Origin of the sequence: Streptomyces sp. NPDC002057, from assembly GCF_040296665.1 — a bacterium.
Lineage (GTDB): Bacteria > Actinomycetota > Actinomycetes > Streptomycetales > Streptomycetaceae > Streptomyces.
Window position 1 is genome coordinate 12214 of record NZ_JBEOXR010000019.1, and the last position, 15322, is coordinate 27535.

Here is a 15322-nt window from a genome sequence, read left to right on the forward strand (position 1 = left end):
AATTCCGTACGGGTGACCTTTGCGACCACCACGTTCAGCCGCTCTTCAGGTTACGAATTCCTGTCCTAGGTGAATCCGAGGGAATCCGGCGGCGGCCGGCCGCGGCCAGGACGGCGGGTCCGGCGAGACCGGCGAGTCCGCCGACGACGAGGACCGCGAGGAGGACCCAGCGGACCACCCCGAGGACCTGGGAGGGGGTGCTGCCGGTGTCGGCCAGCCTCTCCCCCGTGGCGCCGCCGGAGCCGCTCCCGCCCCCGCCGGAGGCCGGCGGGGGAGCGGCGGACGAGGGCGACCCGGAGGTCGCGCCCGCGTCCGTGCCGCCGCCCGCGGAGCCGCCGCCGGAGCCGGAGCCCGACCCCTGGCCCGTACCTCCGGAGGCGTCGGATCCGGCGCCCGTGGAGCCCGTCGCGCCGCCCGCCGCCTGACCGCCCCCGGAGTCCGGGCCGCCGTCCGCGCCGCTGGTGCCGCCGGTGGTCGTGCCCGGTCCGCCGGGGGCGCCGCGCTCCAGGCGTCCGGCCGCCGCCTCCGCCAGGGCCTTGAGCCTCGCCGGCAGCGGGGCGTAGCCGAGGGGCAGTTCGCCGGGCGCGGTGCCCTGTTTCTGGCCCGGTCCGGCCGCGTACCGCAGGACGCGCGCGTAGTCCTCGCGGGCGTCCGCCGGGAGAGCGGTGGAGGCGGCGGCGTAGGTGACCACCGTCAGGGGGTAGGCGCCGTTCCTGGCCCGTGACGGGTCGGGGGCCAGGACGCCGGGGACGGCGGAGTCCCTGAACTGTCCGACGGCCTTGAGCAGGGCCGGGGTGGTGGGCCTGACGTAGACGCCGTCGGCGTTCGGCAGGGCGGCGATCTGGAGCTGGTAGCGGGCCGCGGAGGCGGCGTCGGTGATGCCGTAGGCGCGGCGGCGGCCCGGGGCGACGTCGGTGCCGACGAGCTTCAGGCCGTTGGTCATCGAGTCGAGCGCGACCTGGTCCTTGGCGTTGTTGGTGCCCCGCCGGACCCAGCGGGCGGCGTCGTGCATGTCGTTGGCGTAGGGCGAGCGGTCGGCCAGGCCGTACCTGATGGTCTTCCCGTCGAGGGTGAGTTCCGTCTCCGTGGGGTCGGCCTTCATGAATTCGTCGGCGCCGGAGGAGGCGAGTCCGAGATCCTTGAAATGGGGGTTGATCTTCATTCCCCAGGGGTCCGGCTTTCCTTCCAGAAAAGCGCGGGCGTCCCGGTCGGAGCGCAGGTACTCCCATATGATCCGGGTGCTGTCGGAACGGTCGGCGGCGAGCAGGATCCCACCGGGATAGTTCATCACCGCCTGCGGGAATCGCTTGAATTCCGGATTCAGGTCCAGGAATTCCGGGTCGCGGACGACGGATTCCGCGTTGCCCTTCAGGTGGTCCGGGACGGGCGCGGTGTTGCTGAGGGTCCGGACGTCGTAGGGGTACGAGGCGGTGAGCAGCTTCGCCAGGAGCCGCGGGTTCAGCCGGAGGTCGCGGACGAGCCCCATCGCGTCGCCCTCCCAGAAGAGGCCGACGGTCAGCGCGTTGACGGCGACGGGCGCGTGCACGAACCCGGCCTTCTCGCCGCCCTCCACCGGTGCGACGGTGAAGGCGAGGCCGGGCGAGGTGGAGGTCGGGTTGAGCAGGTTGCCGCGGGCCAGGTCCTCACCGCGCTGGGTGAAGGTGAAGCGGGTGGTGCCGTCGGCGCAGAGCGCGGACTGCCAGGAGGTGAGGGCGTCCGTGACCAGCTCCGAGCCGGTCATGCGGCGCTCCTCCTTGTCGGTGGGGCAGGGTTCGCGGACCGGCAGGAAGTCGAGCGGGAAGACGATCCGCCGGTCCCAGTTGGTGGTGGAGAGGGCGGAGGTGACCGGGCGCTGATTGCTGCCGGTGCCCCCGTCGGGGTCGTGGGAGCCGCGCGGCACCACGACGAGCCAGCAGCTCCGGCCGCGCGCGCCGGTCCCGGCGCCGGCCGGGTCGCCGCAGCCGAGGTGGGGGGCCTCCCGGGTGGTCTGGAGGTTGAACGCGGCCTCGCCCGTGCCGTCGGGCTGGGTGGTGGCGAAGAACTCCTCGTTGGTGTCGCCGGGCGCGAAGTAGGTCCAGTCGGTCAGCTTGGTCGTGGCCGGTCCGGAGACCGGGGTGAAGGGGACGAACGGATCGGTCCTCTGCCCCGGGTACTCGGGGTCGGGGATCTGCTCGGCGTACCGCTTCTCCAGCGGGTCGGAGCCGACCGGGATCAGCCGGCTGCCGATGAACGAGCCGAACTCGGAGCCGCTGAGCCCGGCGCCGAACTGGCACTGCTCCCGCTTCGGCCCGGCCGGGTCGTCGCCCCAGCACTGCATGATCTGGAGGTAGTCGGTGTTCCGGCCCTGGGTCGGTCTGCCGCCCTTCCAGGTCACCCTGAGGCCCTGGGCCCGCAGGTTCCTGGTCTGGTGGACGGTGACCTCGAGCCCCGAGAAGTCGTCGTGGGGGCCCCTGGTGCCGCGCTTGGTCAGCGCCGAGTTCTCGGCGGGGTCGGTCGCGGCGGCCGCCGGGGTGGCCTGCGGCAGCGGAACGAGGGCGAGCAGGACGGCGGCGAGGAGCGCCCCGACTCCGGCCCGTCGGGTGGACAGCGGCCTCATCGTCCGCCTCCCTGGCGTTCGGCGCGGGCCGCGAGGGCGCGCCCGACGAGCGGTGGGCCGACGACGGTGGCGAGGAGCAGGACGGCGGAGAGCGCCATGAGGAGGCCGCGGAGGCTGCCGCCGGTGTCGGCGGCGAGGGTGACGGGGGTGCCGACGATGCCGGCGCCGCCGTCCTGGCCGCCCTGGCCGGAGCCGTTGCCGCCGCCCGCGTCCCCGGTGAGCGCCTCGCCGGTGTCGGGGTCGACGGCCCCGCCGCCGGTCGCGGCTCCGCCGGTGGCGGCCGCGCCGCCGGAGGCCGTACCGCCGGTGGTCCCGTTGGTGGCGCCTCCGCCGGTGGAGCCGCCCCCGGAGCCGGAGCCGGTGGCCCCGCCCGTACCGCCGCCACCGGAACCGCCGGTGCTTCCCGTGCCGTTGGCGCCGCCGGTGGTGGACCCGGATCCGTCGGTGCCGCCGTCGGTGCCGGTGGAGCCGCCCGAGGCGGCGCCGCCGTTGTTCACCGGGGTGGTCGTGCCGCGCGCGCCGCCGGTGCCGTCGGCGCACTGGGTCGCGCCCCGCCTGTCGCACTCCTTGGGCATCGGGGCGTTCTTGGCGAGGGTGTTGGTGCCGTCGGCCGAGAAGGTGGGGTTGCGGCAGTCGGACAGGTCGACGGCGCCGGTGGGCGCGCCGGGGATCCGTCTGACCTGGTCGAAGCCCGCCTGGACGAGGTTCTTCGGCAGCGGCGAGTAGCCGAGCTCCTCGGCCTGCTGCTGGCCCTCGCAGAGGAAGTAGCGGGCGAAGGTGCCGAGCGAGCGGCCCTTCTCGGTGGTGTGCGGGGCGGTCGCGGTGGTGGGGACGACCATGTAGCTGTAGCTGGAGAGCGGGTAGCCGCGCCGGTCGGTGGAGCGGTAGACCCCGTCGAGGATCTGGGTGAGGTAGTCGGTCGAGTTCCTGTCGTCGTTGATGCGAGCCCGGAGCAGGGCGACGGCGACGCCGGCTGCGGTCGGTTCGACGTAGTACCCGGCGGAGTTGAGGACCTTGACGACCGGGAAGTGGGCGTTGACCGCGTACGAGTACTCGACGTAGGTGATGGCGCCCTCGCCCTGCGGCTGGCGGACGTGCGCGGAGACGCCGAGCGAGCCGGACTTGGCGACGCTGGTGGTGCCGGGCACGATCGGGAAGTACGAGGTCATGCCGCAGGGCGTCTGGCGGCCCGCGCGGCGGCAGTAGTCGTTCCAGACGGAGCCGTGCTCCTTGGCGAGCCAGGTGGTGAACTGGGCGGTCGTTCCGGAGCCGTCGGAGCGCACGACGGGGACGATGCGGCGCGCGGGGAGGGTCAGGCCCGGGTTGTCGGCCTTGATCTCGGGCGCGTTCCACATGGTCAGCTGCCCGGTGAAGATCTTCGCGAGGACGGGTCCGGAGAGGCGCAGGTTGGTGACCTGGCGGCCGCTGATCCGCAGGTTGTACATGAAGGCGGTGCCGCCCGCGACGATCGGCATGTACGCGTAGCCGCGGCGCGGCGGTACGTCGGTGGCGTTGCCGTCCTTGAGGCCGTACGGGATCTCGGAGACGGCGAAGTCGACGGTGCCGTTCTTGAACTGCTCGCGGCCCTGGGAGGAGCCGTTGGCGTTGAAGTTGACGGTGAGTCCGACGTTGGCGCCGATGTTGCGCCGCCACTGCTCGACGGCGTTGGAGCTCCAGGTCGAACCGGAGCCGGTGATCTTGGTGTAGCCGGCGGCCTGCGCGGCGGGCGGCGTGAGGAGGAGGGCGAGCAGCGCGCACAGGGCGGCGGCGAGGCCCAGCAGGGTGCGGGTGACGGACACGGGTCTCACGACGTGCTCCTAGGAGGTACGGATCGGTCCGGAGCCGCCGCCGACCGGGCGGGATGCCGCCGGACGGCGCTCTGGCGGGCGGCGTCACGCTCGGACGCCAGGGCGCGGCGGCGCTCCTGGCGCTTCGTCAGCTGTCCGGGGCCGCGCCCGCCGGCGATCCGGGCGAGGACGAAGAGGAGCAGGACGAGCAGCATGAGGACGGCGGCGGTGCCGAAGCCGCGGGCGATCATGTTCGGTTCGGGCGACTTGACGAGCTCGAAGGTGGCGAGCGGCAGGGAGACCTGGGCGCCGGAGGTCGGCAGGGCGTTGAGTTCGGCGGTGAACCCGGCGGTGAGCAGGACGGGCGAGGTCTCCCCCACCCCGCGCGCGGTGCCGAGGATCACGGCCGTGGTCAGCCCCGAGCGGGCGGTCGGCAGGACGACGTGCCAGACCGTGCGCCAGCGCGAGGACCCCATGGCGTACGAGGCCTCCCGCAGCGTCCCGGGGACGAGCCGGATGACGACGTCGGCGGCGCGGATGATGATCGGCAGCATCATCACGGAGAGGGCGAGCGAGGCGGCGAGCCCGGAACGCTCGGTGCCCAGGGCCAGGATGACGGTCGCGTAGATGAAGAGTCCCGCGACGATCGAGGGCAGCGCGGTCATCGCCTCGACGACGGTCCGGACGAGGCGGGCGAAGGGTCCCGGCACCTCGTTGAGGAAGACGGCGCAGACGATGCCGGTGGGCACGGTGAGCGCGAGCGCGATGCCGACCTGTTCGAGGGTGCCGACGACGGCGTGCAGGATGCCGCCGACGTCGAGCGGTTCGAGGGGCCCCGCGAGGCTCATGTCCTCGGTGAAGAAGTTGAGGTGGACCAGGGCCTCACGGCCCTCCCAGAGCGTGAAGGCGACGACGAAGACGAGGACGGCGAGGAGCAGCAGCCCGAGGGTGCGCACGACGACCCCGGCGATCCGGTCCCGCACGGCGGGCCCGTCCTCGTCGAAGGAGACGAGCAGCGCGTAGAGCCCGAGGAAGAGGACGTACGCGACGATCACGAAGCCGACGGCGCCGCTGAAGGGCAGCAGGCGGGCGAAGAGCAGCCAGGTGAGGGCGAGCGAGGCGACGGCGGCGCCGAGCACGGCGTACACGTCGGAGGCGCGCAGGGTGCCGGTGGTGCGGCGGCGTTCCGGTCCGGGCGGCGGGGCCTGCCCGGCGGGCGGTCGCCGTACGGGCCGCTCCGGTGCGATGGTCATCGGGTTCGGGTCCCCCTTGGAAAGCGTGGTCTCAGGCGTCGCTGGTGGCGCCGGAGCGGCTGCGGGCGACGATGGACGAGGCGGCGAAGTTGACGATCAGGGTCATGACGAAGAGGGCGAAGCCCGCCGCCATGAGGGCGGACATGCCGAAGGGCGTGGCTTCGCCGTAGCGCAGGGCGATCAGGGAGGACACCGAGCTGGTGCCGGTCTGCAGGACGTGCCACTGGATGGTGAAGACCTGCGAGATGACCATGTAGACGGCGATGGTCTCGCCGAGGGCGCGGCCGAGGCCGAGCATGGTGCCGCCGATCATGCCGCCCTTGCCGAAGGGCAGGACGACGCTGCGGATCATGCCCCAGCGGGTGGCGCCGAGCGCGTACGCGCCCTCGCGTTCGCCGGCGGGGGCCTGGGAGAAGACCTCGCGCATGATCGAGCAGATGATCGGCGCGACCATCATCGCGACGACGAGACCGGCGACGAAGGTGGACGAGGTGTAGACGGTCGGCGGGGCCAGCGGGTCGTCGGGGTCGGCGCCGTCGACGCGGAGGAACGGGATCCAGCCCAGGTAGGTGGCGATCCAGCGGGCGATCGGGAGGATCGACTCCTCCAGCCAGAAGACGCCCCACAGGCCGTAGACGACGGAGGGCACGGCGGCCATCAGGTCGACGGTGGAGATCAGGGTGCGGCGCAGCCGGGGCGGGGCGTACTCGGAGATGTAGAGGGCGGCCCCGGTGGCGAGCGGGACGGCCACCACGATCGCGACGAGGGCGATGAGGACGGTGCCGAGGAGGACGGCCGCGATCCCGAAGCGTCCGGCGTCCGGCTCCCAGGCCTCGGTGGTGAGGAAGGAGAGCCCGGCGCGGTCGAGCGCCTGCCAGGCGCGGAGGAGCAGGAAGCCGCCGACGAGGAGCATGACCGCGAGGACGAGGCCGCCGCCGGTGCGGGCGACGGCGCGGAAGACCCGGTCGGGAAGGCCGGGGTCGGCGTGGAGCCGCCTCGGTGTGTCGGGCGGGGTGTCCGCCGGTGAGCCGGGTGGTGGTCCGCCGGGCGGCGGACCGGGCGGCGGGTCAAGGGTCTCGGTCGTCACGGGAAGGACGTAAGTCCGGCCCGGTGGACAGGTGTTCCACTCGATGTGAACGAGGGGCGTGCGCGGGGCAACTTCCGTTCACCGTAAGGCTGTTGAGGCCCATCTGGGCCCTTCCTCGGCGAGCAGGGCGCGGAAGCGCGCATAGGCGGTGCGACAGGTGGAGTGCCGCTCGTAGGAGCGGCCGGAGAGCGCGGCGGTGCGGCCCTCGGGGTCCCGGAGCAGCCATACCCAGCCGTTGCCGCCGGCGGTGTGCTGCACTCCTCCGGCCATCTCCGCGTACCCGGTGCAGAGGGCCGCGAAGGCGTCCCTGCACCCGGCGTGGTCGTCGTAGCAGCCCCCCGACCGCGCGACGACCCTTCCGTTCTGGGCGACGAGTCGCCACCCGTACCGTCCGTCGGCCCCCATGTCGACCAGACAGCGCGTTCCGGACACACCGGTGTCCTTGGCCATCGCCCCCACCCCCACAGTCTCGGCAGGGGCAATCTATTGAGACGGGCGTGACAGTTGGGCGCTAAACCATCTCCGAGGTTGCACGCTTCACCAGGAGGTTGCCCCTTGGACACCGGCACCCGGAGCGACCCCGTCGGAACGAGCCAGGCTGTCCCGTTCGCGAGCCCGGCAGGCGGGACCGGTCAGCCCGTCGCCGCCAGGACCACCAGGAGCAGCAGCCCGGCCACCGCGGGGCCGACGATCTCGTACGCCCAGCGCACCTTCGCCGCTCCCTGCGACCCCGGGGCCGCGGCACGGCTCGCGAGGAGTTCTCGCAGGTCCGAGAGGGTCTGGTCGGCGAACGCCACACCGGAGGAGGACGAGGAGCCCCGCGCGCCCGAGGTCGCCGGGGTACGGCCGCGCGCCTCGCCCTGGGCGGCGCGGGCGGCGCTGCGGGCGGCCTTCTTGCGCTGGCGCAGCGAGACGGGGACGGCCCACAGCTGGTACTTCTCGCCGTCCTGGGTGAAGACCTCGCTGGAGTAGCCGGCGCGGAAGTCGGCGACGGTCGCCCAGGGCAGCGTGATCGACCGGAACGGGTTGCGGATCTTGAGCCGGTCGTCGTTGGCGTACACCGCGGGCCGGATCGTGAAGGCGACGATCAGCGGGACGGCCAGGACCAGGCCCGCGAGCGCGAGCCAGGGCGACCGGCCCTCGCCGCGGAGCATCACGTCACCGGCGAACAGGGCCGCGAGGCCCAGCAGGAACACCCCGCTCGCGATCCCGAGGACCGACCGGAAGGCACGGTCGGGGGACGGCTGCTCCGCGGACGGCTGCTCGGGGGTCGACCCGGGGCTCGGCTCGTGGCTGGGCTCGGGGGTCGGCTCGGGGGTCGTCATGCCGCCGATTGTGCCTCAGGGGGCCCGTGGGACCTCAGGCGGCCCGCGTGGCCACGAGATCCGCGTACAGAATGATGTTGTCGGGACGGTGGCCGTCGACCAGCTCGCCGCCACAGGTGATGAGGCGCAGCTCGGGGCGCTCGGTGTCGCCGTACACCTTGGCCGTCGGGAAGGTGTCCTTGTCGACCTGCTCCAGCTCCCGGACCCGGAAGACCGCGGTGGTGCCGTCGGCCCGGGTCACGGTGATCTCGTCGCCGGTCCGGACGCGGGAGACGTTCTTCAGGACGGCGGGGCCGCGGACGGTGTCGAAGTGCCCGATGAGGACGGCGGGGCCGGTCTGCCCGGGCGTGACGCCCTTGTCGTACCAGCCGATGCGGTCGGCGTCGGCGACCGAGGGGACCTCGACGGTGCCGTCGGCGGCGAGCCCGAGCTCCAGGACGGGTCCGGTGGGCGCGGTGTCGACCCCGGCGGCGGGCAGCTGGACCCGGACGGGCAGGGACCGGCCGAGCGCCTTCACGGGGGCGCCGCTCGCGGTCGGCGCGGGCACGGCGGTCTCGCCGACGCGGGCGGGCGGGGTGGCGGCGGGCCCGGCCCCGGCGGAGCACCCGGTGAGCGCGGCGAGGACCACCGCGAGGGCGACGGAGACGGTACGGGTACGGGCGGGGCGGCGGTTCACGGGACGGCTCCGGACGGGGTGTGGCCGGCCGCCGCGTGGGTGCGACGGCCGGCCTGGGGTGGATGTGCTCCTGCTCGGGTCAGGGTCGAGGAGCGGGTGGTGCGGGTGGTGCGGATCGTGCGGGTTGGGGTGAAGGCCTCCTGCGCACCGCTCGGGTCAGGGGCGAGGAGCGGGTGGAGCGGATGGAGCGAAGGCCCCCGCGCGCGGGGCGCGGGGCCCGTCGCGGCCCGGACGGACGTCAGGGTGCCCGGTCGGGCCGCGACGGGGGTCAGACGCGGGCGGCGGCCCGGCGGCGCAGGACGACGAAGCCGAGGCCCGCGGCGGCGAGCGAGGCGGCGCCGGCACCGGCCGCGACGAGCGCGGTGGAGTCGCTCCCGGCACCGGTCTCGGCGCCGGCCGCGACGCCGCCCTTCGGGACGACGGAGGTCTGCCCGGCGTTGTTGGTGGTGGTGCCGGTGTTGCCCGCCGGGGCCGGGGTGGTGGTCGACGGCGCCGGGGTGGGCGTGGCGGTGCCCTTCTCGCAGCCCTTGGGGAGCTTGGGGAAGGCGGTCCAGCGGTACGGGGTGTCGCCGCCCTGGGTGCGCTGGCCGAGCTGCGGGGTGGTGGTGTTCGCGCCCTTGATCGTGAGGCCCATGCCCAGGTCGGCGGCGTGGGCGCGGTCGAGGGTGACGATGGGCTTTCCGGCCTCGTCCTTGAGGACGGCCTTCGGGCCCTTCTCCAGGTCGTTGGTGAGCGTCACGGTCAGCAGCGCGAAGACGGACGGGATGTCCTGCCGGACGGCGCACTCGCCGATGGTGACGACGGGCCCGGTGGTGGGCGCCGGGACCGGCGCCGGGTTGTCGACCAGGCGCGGCGCGGCCTGCTTCGCACCGCCCTGGATGTACGCGGCGAACCCGCCGTCGCTCTCCAGGACGACGACGGCCTTGCCGTAGACCCAGACCTGACGGAAGCCGTTGAGGTAGGTGAAGCCGCGGCCCTTGCCGTTCTCGACGAGCTGGAGGCCGTAGCGGTCGCCCTTCTTGCCGAGCTCCAGGCGGGTGCCGTCGGCGAGCTCGTAGAGGCCGGGGGCGGCGCCGGGGACGTAGCTGCGGTCCCAGTTGAGGGAGCGGCCGTCCGGGAAGAGGACGAAGAACTCGCCGTTGTCGTTGCCGGCCACCGGGCGGGTGTTGGCGTCGAGGACGCCGACCGGGTTGGTGCCGTAGAAGAGCTCGGCGCGGTGGTGCAGCGCGTTGATCTTGTAGATCTTGGCGACGGTGCCGGTCAGGAGGGTCTCGGTCCGGACGAGGGTGCCCTTCGCGGCGTCGGCGGTACCGCTCTCGCCCTTCGCGCCCGCGGCCTTCTCGCCGGCCGGCTTGGCCTCGCCCGCCTTCTCACCGGCCGGCTTGGTCTCGCCCGCCTTCTCGGCGGCCGGCTTCGCTTCCGCCGGGGTGACGGCGGCCGGCGCGGCGACCGGGCCGTCGGCCGCGAAGGCGGCTCCGGCGGCGAGGGCCGGGGTGGTGATCGCGGCACCCGCGACGAGGACGGTGGCGATGGCGGTGCGAAGGGCGGTGCGCATAACGACTCCTGGAATTCAGGCAGGCGGATGGGAGAGTCGCATGCCGCTTTTACTCGGTCCGACTGGTTCCGGTGAGGTCTGGCTGGCTGCAAGAAGAAATCTATTGATCTTGTATTCGGGAGTTGTCCACTCCATGTCACGGGCCTGTGACAGGGGTCACCGACCCCGTCACGGCGGCCCGGCCCCGGGGCACCACGCCGACCGCCCGCCTGTGACCTCGGGCTCTGCGAAGCACGTCCCCTGTACAGGTCGCTACGCGCGTAGATATGCTCGACTGGTGACCATGCCCACCACTGCATCCGCAGCATCCGCATTCGCCGACGTGACCGCGTCCGACGGTGCGCTGCGCCGCTTCCTCCACGGGCTGCCCGGCGTCGACGCCGTAGGCCTGGAGGCGCGCGCCGCGGCCCTCGGTACCCGCTCGATCAAGACCACGTCCAAGGCGTACGCCATCGACCTGGCCATTTCCATGATCGACCTGACGACGCTCGAAGGCGCGGACACCCCGGGCAAGGTCCGGGCGCTCGCCGCCAAGGCCGTCCGTCCCGATCCGACCGACCGCACGACCCCGACGACCGCCGCCGTCTGCGTCTACCCCGACATGGTGGCCACCGCCAAGGCCGCCCTCGCGGGCTCCGACGTCAAGGTCGCCTCGGTCGCCACCGCCTTCCCGGCCGGACGCGCCGCGCTCCCCGTGAAGCTCGCCGACACGGCGGACGCCATCGCCGCGGGCGCCGACGAGATCGACATGGTCATCGACCGTGGCGCCTTCCTCGCCGGCCACTACCTCCAGGTCTTCGAGCAGATCGCCGCGATCAAGGCGGAGTGCGGCGACCGCGCCCGCCTGAAGGTGATCTTCGAGACCGGCGAGCTGTCCACGTACGACAACATCCGCCGCGCCTCCTGGCTCGGCATGATGGCCGGCGCGGACTTCATCAAGACCTCGACCGGCAAGGTCGCGGTCAACGCCACCCCGGCCAACACCCTGCTCATGCTGGAGGCGGTGCGCGACTTCCGCGCCCAGACCGGCGTGCAGATCGGCGTGAAGCCGGCCGGCGGCATCCGCAACACCAAGGAAGCGATCAAGTTCCTGGTTCTCGTCAACGAGACCGCGGGTGAGGACTGGCTGGACAACCACTGGTTCCGCTTCGGCGCCTCCAGCCTGCTCAACGACCTGCTGATGCAGCGCCAGAAGCTGGCGACCGGCCGTTACTCCGGCCCCGATTACGTGACGGTGGACTGATCAACATGGCATCTGCATTCGAGTACGCACCGGCGCCCGAGTCCCGGTCCGTCGTCGACATCGCCCCCAACTACGGCCTCTTCATCGACGGCGAGTTCGTCGAGGCGGCCGACGGCAAGGTCTTCAAGACCGTCTCCCCCTCCACCGAGGAGGTCCTGTCCGAGATCGCCCAGGCGGGCGCCGAGGACGTCGACCGTGCGGTGAAGGCGGCGCGGAAGGCCTTCGAGAAGTGGTCGGCGCTGCCCGGCTCCGAGCGCGCCAAGTACCTCTTCCGGATCGCCCGGATCATCCAGGAGCGCAGCCGTGAGCTGGCCGTCCTGGAGACCCTGGACAACGGCAAGCCGATCAAGGAGACCCGCGACGCGGACCTCCCGCTGGTCGCCGCGCACTTCTTCTACTACGCGGGCTGGGCCGACAAGCTCGACCACGCGGGCTACGGGGCGAACCCGAGGCCGCTGGGCGTGGCCGGTCAGGTCATCCCGTGGAACTTCCCGCTGCTGATGCTGGCGTGGAAGATCGCCCCGGCGCTCGCGACCGGCAACACGGTCGTCCTGAAGCCGGCCGAGACGACCCCGCTCACCGCCCTGTTCTTCGCGGACATCTGCCGCCAGGCCGGGCTGCCGAAGGGCGTCGTCAACATCCTTCCCGGGTACGGGGAGACCGGCGCGGCGATCGTCGCGCACCCGGACGTGAACAAGGTCGCCTTCACCGGCTCGACCGCCGTCGGCAAGGCCATCGCGCGTTCCGTCGCCGGTACGGAGAAGAAGGTCACCCTGGAGCTGGGCGGCAAGGGCGCGAACATCGTCTTCGACGACGCGCCGATCGACCAGGCCGTCGAGGGCATCGTCAACGGCATCTTCTTCAACCAGGGCCAGGTCTGCTGCGCGGGTTCGCGCCTCCTCGTCCAGGAGTCGATCCACGACGAGCTGCTCGACTCGCTGAAGCGCCGTCTGAACACCCTGCGCCTCGGCGACCCGCTGGACAAGAACACCGACATCGGTGCCATCAACTCCTCGGAGCAGCTGGCCCGGATCACCTCGCTGGTGGACCAGGGAGAGGCGGAGGGCGCCGAGCGCTGGACCGCCGCCTGCGACATCCCGTCGGCCGGTTACTGGTTCGCCCCGACGCTCTTCACCAACGTCACGCAGGCGCACACGGTCGCCCGCGACGAGATCTTCGGCCCGGTCCTGTCGGTGCTGACCTTCCGCACGCCCGACGAGGCGGTCGCGAAGGCCAACAACAGCCAGTACGGCCTGTCGGCCGGCATCTGGTCGGAGAAGGGCTCCCGCATCCTCGCGGTCGCGAGCAAGCTCCGCGCCGGTGTCGTCTGGGCCAACACGTTCAACAAGTTCGACCCGACCTCGCCGTTCGGCGGATACAAGGAGTCGGGCTTCGGCCGCGAGGGCGGCCGTCACGGTCTGGAGGCCTACCTCGATGTCTGAGTCGGCGACGCGGCTGAGCGTCTTCAAGACCTACAAGCTGTACGTCGGGGGCAAGTTCCCCCGCTCCGAGAGCGGCCGGGTGTACGAGGTGACGGACTCCAAGGGCAAGTGGCTGGCGAACGCGCCGCTCTCCTCCCGCAAGGACGCCCGTGACGCGGTCGTCGCCGCCCGCAAGGCCTTCGGCGGCTGGGCGGGCGCGACCGCGTACAACCGCGGCCAGATCCTCTACCGCGTCGCCGAGATGCTGGAGGGGCGCCGGGAGCAGTTCGTCCGCGAGGTCGCGGAGGCGGAGGGCCTGTCGAAGTCGAAGGCGGCCGCCGTCGTCGACGCGGCGATCGACCGCTGGGTCTGGTACGCGGGCTGGACGGACAAGATCGCCCAGGTCGTGGGCGGCGCCAACCCGGTCGCCGGCCCGTACTTCAACCTCTCCTCCCCCGAGCCCACGGGCGTCGTCACCGTCGTCGCCCCCCAGGAGTCGTCCTTCCTGGGTCTGGTCTCGGTGATCGCCCCGGTGATCGCGACGGGCAACACGGCCGTCGTGATCGCGAGCGAGCGGTTCCCGCTGCCGGCCCTCTCCCTGGGCGAGGTGCTCGCCACCTCGGACCTGCCGGGCGGTGTCGTGAACATCCTCTCCGGCAAGGCCTCCGAGATGGGCCCGCACCTGGCGGCCCACCAGGACGTCAACGGGATCGACCTGACGGGCGCGACCGGGGGCGACCTCGCCCGCGACCTGGAGATCGCGGCGGCGGACAACCTGAAGCGCGTCCTGCGCCCGCGCGCGGAGGACTTCGCGGAGTCCCCGGGCACGGACCGCATGACGGCGTTCCTGGAGACGAAGACGGTCTGGCACCCGACGGGTTCGCTGGGCGCGAGCGGCTCCGCGTACTAGTCCGGAACCATCCGACGGCCCCTCAGGCGCACGCGCCCGGGGGGCCGTTCCGCGTTCCCGGCCGGCCGGATCCCCCGGGGCCGGCCCTTGCACCCCGGGCCGATCCGCCGCAAGATCCAGAGATGATCGATCGCGGAGGGGACATGAAGGGACGGGTCGGTACGTCATGAGGGGGCTGGTCAAGGGGGACAACACCTTCGTCCCGACGGTGCCGCTGCGCGTCGCCGTACGGAACGGTGTCGACGTCGCCGCACTGCTGCTGACGGAGCGGGGCAGGGTCCGGGGGGACGGGGACATCGTGTTCCACGGCGCCCCCGTCCATCCGTCGGGCGCCGTGCGGCTCACCGCAGGCGAGGACGGCACGGTGTGGCTGGAGGCCGGCCTCACCGCGGTCGAGGAGGGGATCTCCCGCGTCCTCGTCGTCACGTCGACGGAGAACGGCGCGCTGCGGGACGTCGACGGGCTGTCCGTGGAGGTGTTCGCGCCGGACGGCACGGCGGTCGTGCGGTACGACGTGACCGACGCGGGCGGCGAGACGGCGATGGTCCTCGCGGAGCTGTACCGGCGGTCGGGGGGCTGGAAGTTCCGCGCGGTGGGCCAGGGTTACCTGGACGGCCTCGAAGGCCTGGCCGTGGACCACGGCGTGGACGTGGCGGAGGAGCCCCCGCCCGCCCCGGTCACGGCCCCGCCCGCGGTCGCCGCCCCGGGCTTCGCGCCGCCGCCCGCACCCGCACCCGCGGTGGCGGCTCCGCCGTCCGTGCCGGAGCCGCGTCCGACGGACCGGACGTTCGGGACCGTCTTCGAGCCGCACACGCTCAGCGGCCGGCACAACGAGGTCATCACCGTCGAGGACCTCCCGCCGGGCCCGGTCCTGGTCGAACTCGCCGTCGAGAGGGACGGATACACCGGCCTGTGGCCCCTCGACCACCGCAACAAGGAGGGCCACTACCTCGTCAACAGCGGAGAGGACGACTTCCAGGGCCGCCTGCTCACCACGGTCCCCGGCAACGGGCGGCTGCGGCTGAAGCTGCAGGCGGACCGGCCCTGGCGGATGCGGATCCTGCCGCTGTCGGCGGCCCGGCACCTCACGGAGGACACCCTGGAGGGCCGGGGCCCGGACGTCCTGCTGCACACCGGAGGGGTGGCCGACATCGCCTTCCACTACCGCGGCAAGGAGAACTTCATCGTCCAGGTCCTCGACCTGACGGAGCACGACGACCCCGCCACCCTGCCGGAGCCGGGGCCGGCCCTCGTCAACGAGGTCGGCAGACACCGGGAGACCGTGCCGCTGCCCGAGGGTCCGCTCCTCGTCCAGCTGGAGTTGGCCGACGGCCCGTGGCGCGCGCGCCTGAAGCGGCTGCAGCCCCACAGCGGGCGGACGGACGACGACGGCCCGGTGAAGCTGCCGGAGCCCCGCAGGGCGCAGGGCTGGCTGCGGCGGGGAAGGCGCTGAGTCTCCGGCCCCCTTC

General features: G+C 72.9%; 12 protein-coding genes. 4 read left to right on the forward strand and 8 right to left on the reverse strand.

Going from position 1 to position 15322, the window contains the following annotated elements; genetic code table 11:
* Positions 1 to 34: 34 nt before the first annotated feature.
* The 8 genes from ABT129_RS17080 to ABT129_RS17115 form a co-directional block, all read right to left on the reverse strand.
* Positions 35 to 2596 carry a hypothetical protein gene (locus tag ABT129_RS17080; RefSeq protein WP_351901607.1) on the reverse strand — a complete coding sequence of 854 codons (2562 nt, stop codon included), beginning with the start codon at positions 2594 to 2596 and terminating at the stop codon, positions 35 to 37.
* The gene (gene pstS / locus ABT129_RS17085) at positions 2593 to 4404 is read right to left on the reverse strand and encodes a phosphate ABC transporter substrate-binding protein PstS (protein WP_351901609.1); all 1812 of its coding nucleotides are present in this window, start codon (positions 4402 to 4404) and stop codon (positions 2593 to 2595) included. The genes ABT129_RS17080 and pstS overlap by 4 nt, the downstream gene beginning before the upstream one ends.
* A complete protein-coding gene (gene pstA / locus ABT129_RS17090; protein ID WP_351901611.1) occupies positions 4401 to 5636 on the reverse strand; it encodes a phosphate ABC transporter permease PstA in 1236 nt (411 codons plus the stop codon). The genes pstS and pstA overlap by 4 nt, the downstream gene beginning before the upstream one ends.
* 31 nt (positions 5637 to 5667) lie before the next feature.
* Positions 5668 to 6723 carry a phosphate ABC transporter permease subunit PstC gene (pstC, locus tag ABT129_RS17095; protein WP_351901613.1) on the reverse strand — a complete coding sequence of 352 codons (1056 nt, stop codon included), beginning with the start codon at positions 6721 to 6723 and terminating at the stop codon, positions 5668 to 5670.
* 78 nt (positions 6724 to 6801) lie between these two features.
* Positions 6802 to 7155, reverse strand: a complete 354-nt coding sequence (locus ABT129_RS17100) for a DUF1508 domain-containing protein (protein WP_351901615.1) — start codon at positions 7153 to 7155, stop codon at positions 6802 to 6804.
* A 200-nt stretch (positions 7156 to 7355) separates the two neighbouring features.
* A complete protein-coding gene (locus tag ABT129_RS17105; protein ID WP_351901617.1) occupies positions 7356 to 8048 on the reverse strand; it encodes a PH domain-containing protein in 693 nt (230 codons plus the stop codon).
* Positions 8049 to 8082: 34 nt separating this feature from the next.
* Entirely contained in the window at positions 8083 to 8724 is a 642-nt protein-coding gene (locus tag ABT129_RS17110) for a class F sortase (RefSeq protein WP_351901619.1), read from the reverse strand.
* 268 nt (positions 8725 to 8992) lie between these two features.
* Positions 8993 to 10279 (reverse strand): hypothetical protein, encoded by a 1287-nt coding sequence (locus tag ABT129_RS17115; protein ID WP_351901621.1) that lies wholly within the window; start codon positions 10277 to 10279, stop codon positions 8993 to 8995.
* Between the two features lie 283 nt (positions 10280 to 10562).
* Here ABT129_RS17115 and deoC point away from each other — a divergent pair, with 283 nt between their 5' ends.
* The 4 genes from deoC to ABT129_RS17135 all read left to right on the forward strand — a co-directional run bounded on the left by deoC (position 10563) and on the right by ABT129_RS17135 (position 15306).
* The gene (deoC, locus tag ABT129_RS17120; RefSeq protein ID WP_351901623.1) at positions 10563 to 11522 is read left to right on the forward strand and encodes a deoxyribose-phosphate aldolase; all 960 of its coding nucleotides are present in this window, start codon (positions 10563 to 10565) and stop codon (positions 11520 to 11522) included.
* 5 nt (positions 11523 to 11527) lie between these two features.
* The gene (locus ABT129_RS17125; RefSeq protein WP_351901625.1) at positions 11528 to 12964 is read left to right on the forward strand and encodes an aldehyde dehydrogenase family protein; all 1437 of its coding nucleotides are present in this window, start codon (positions 11528 to 11530) and stop codon (positions 12962 to 12964) included.
* A complete protein-coding gene (locus ABT129_RS17130; RefSeq protein WP_351901627.1) occupies positions 12957 to 13853 on the forward strand; it encodes an aldehyde dehydrogenase family protein in 897 nt (298 codons plus the stop codon). The genes ABT129_RS17125 and ABT129_RS17130 overlap by 8 nt, the downstream gene beginning before the upstream one ends.
* Before the next feature lie 166 nt (positions 13854 to 14019).
* Positions 14020 to 15306: a TerD family protein gene (locus ABT129_RS17135; RefSeq protein ID WP_351901629.1), complete on the forward strand. Its 1287-nt coding sequence runs from the start codon at positions 14020 to 14022 to the stop codon at positions 15304 to 15306.
* Positions 15307 to 15322 lie beyond the last annotated feature (16 nt).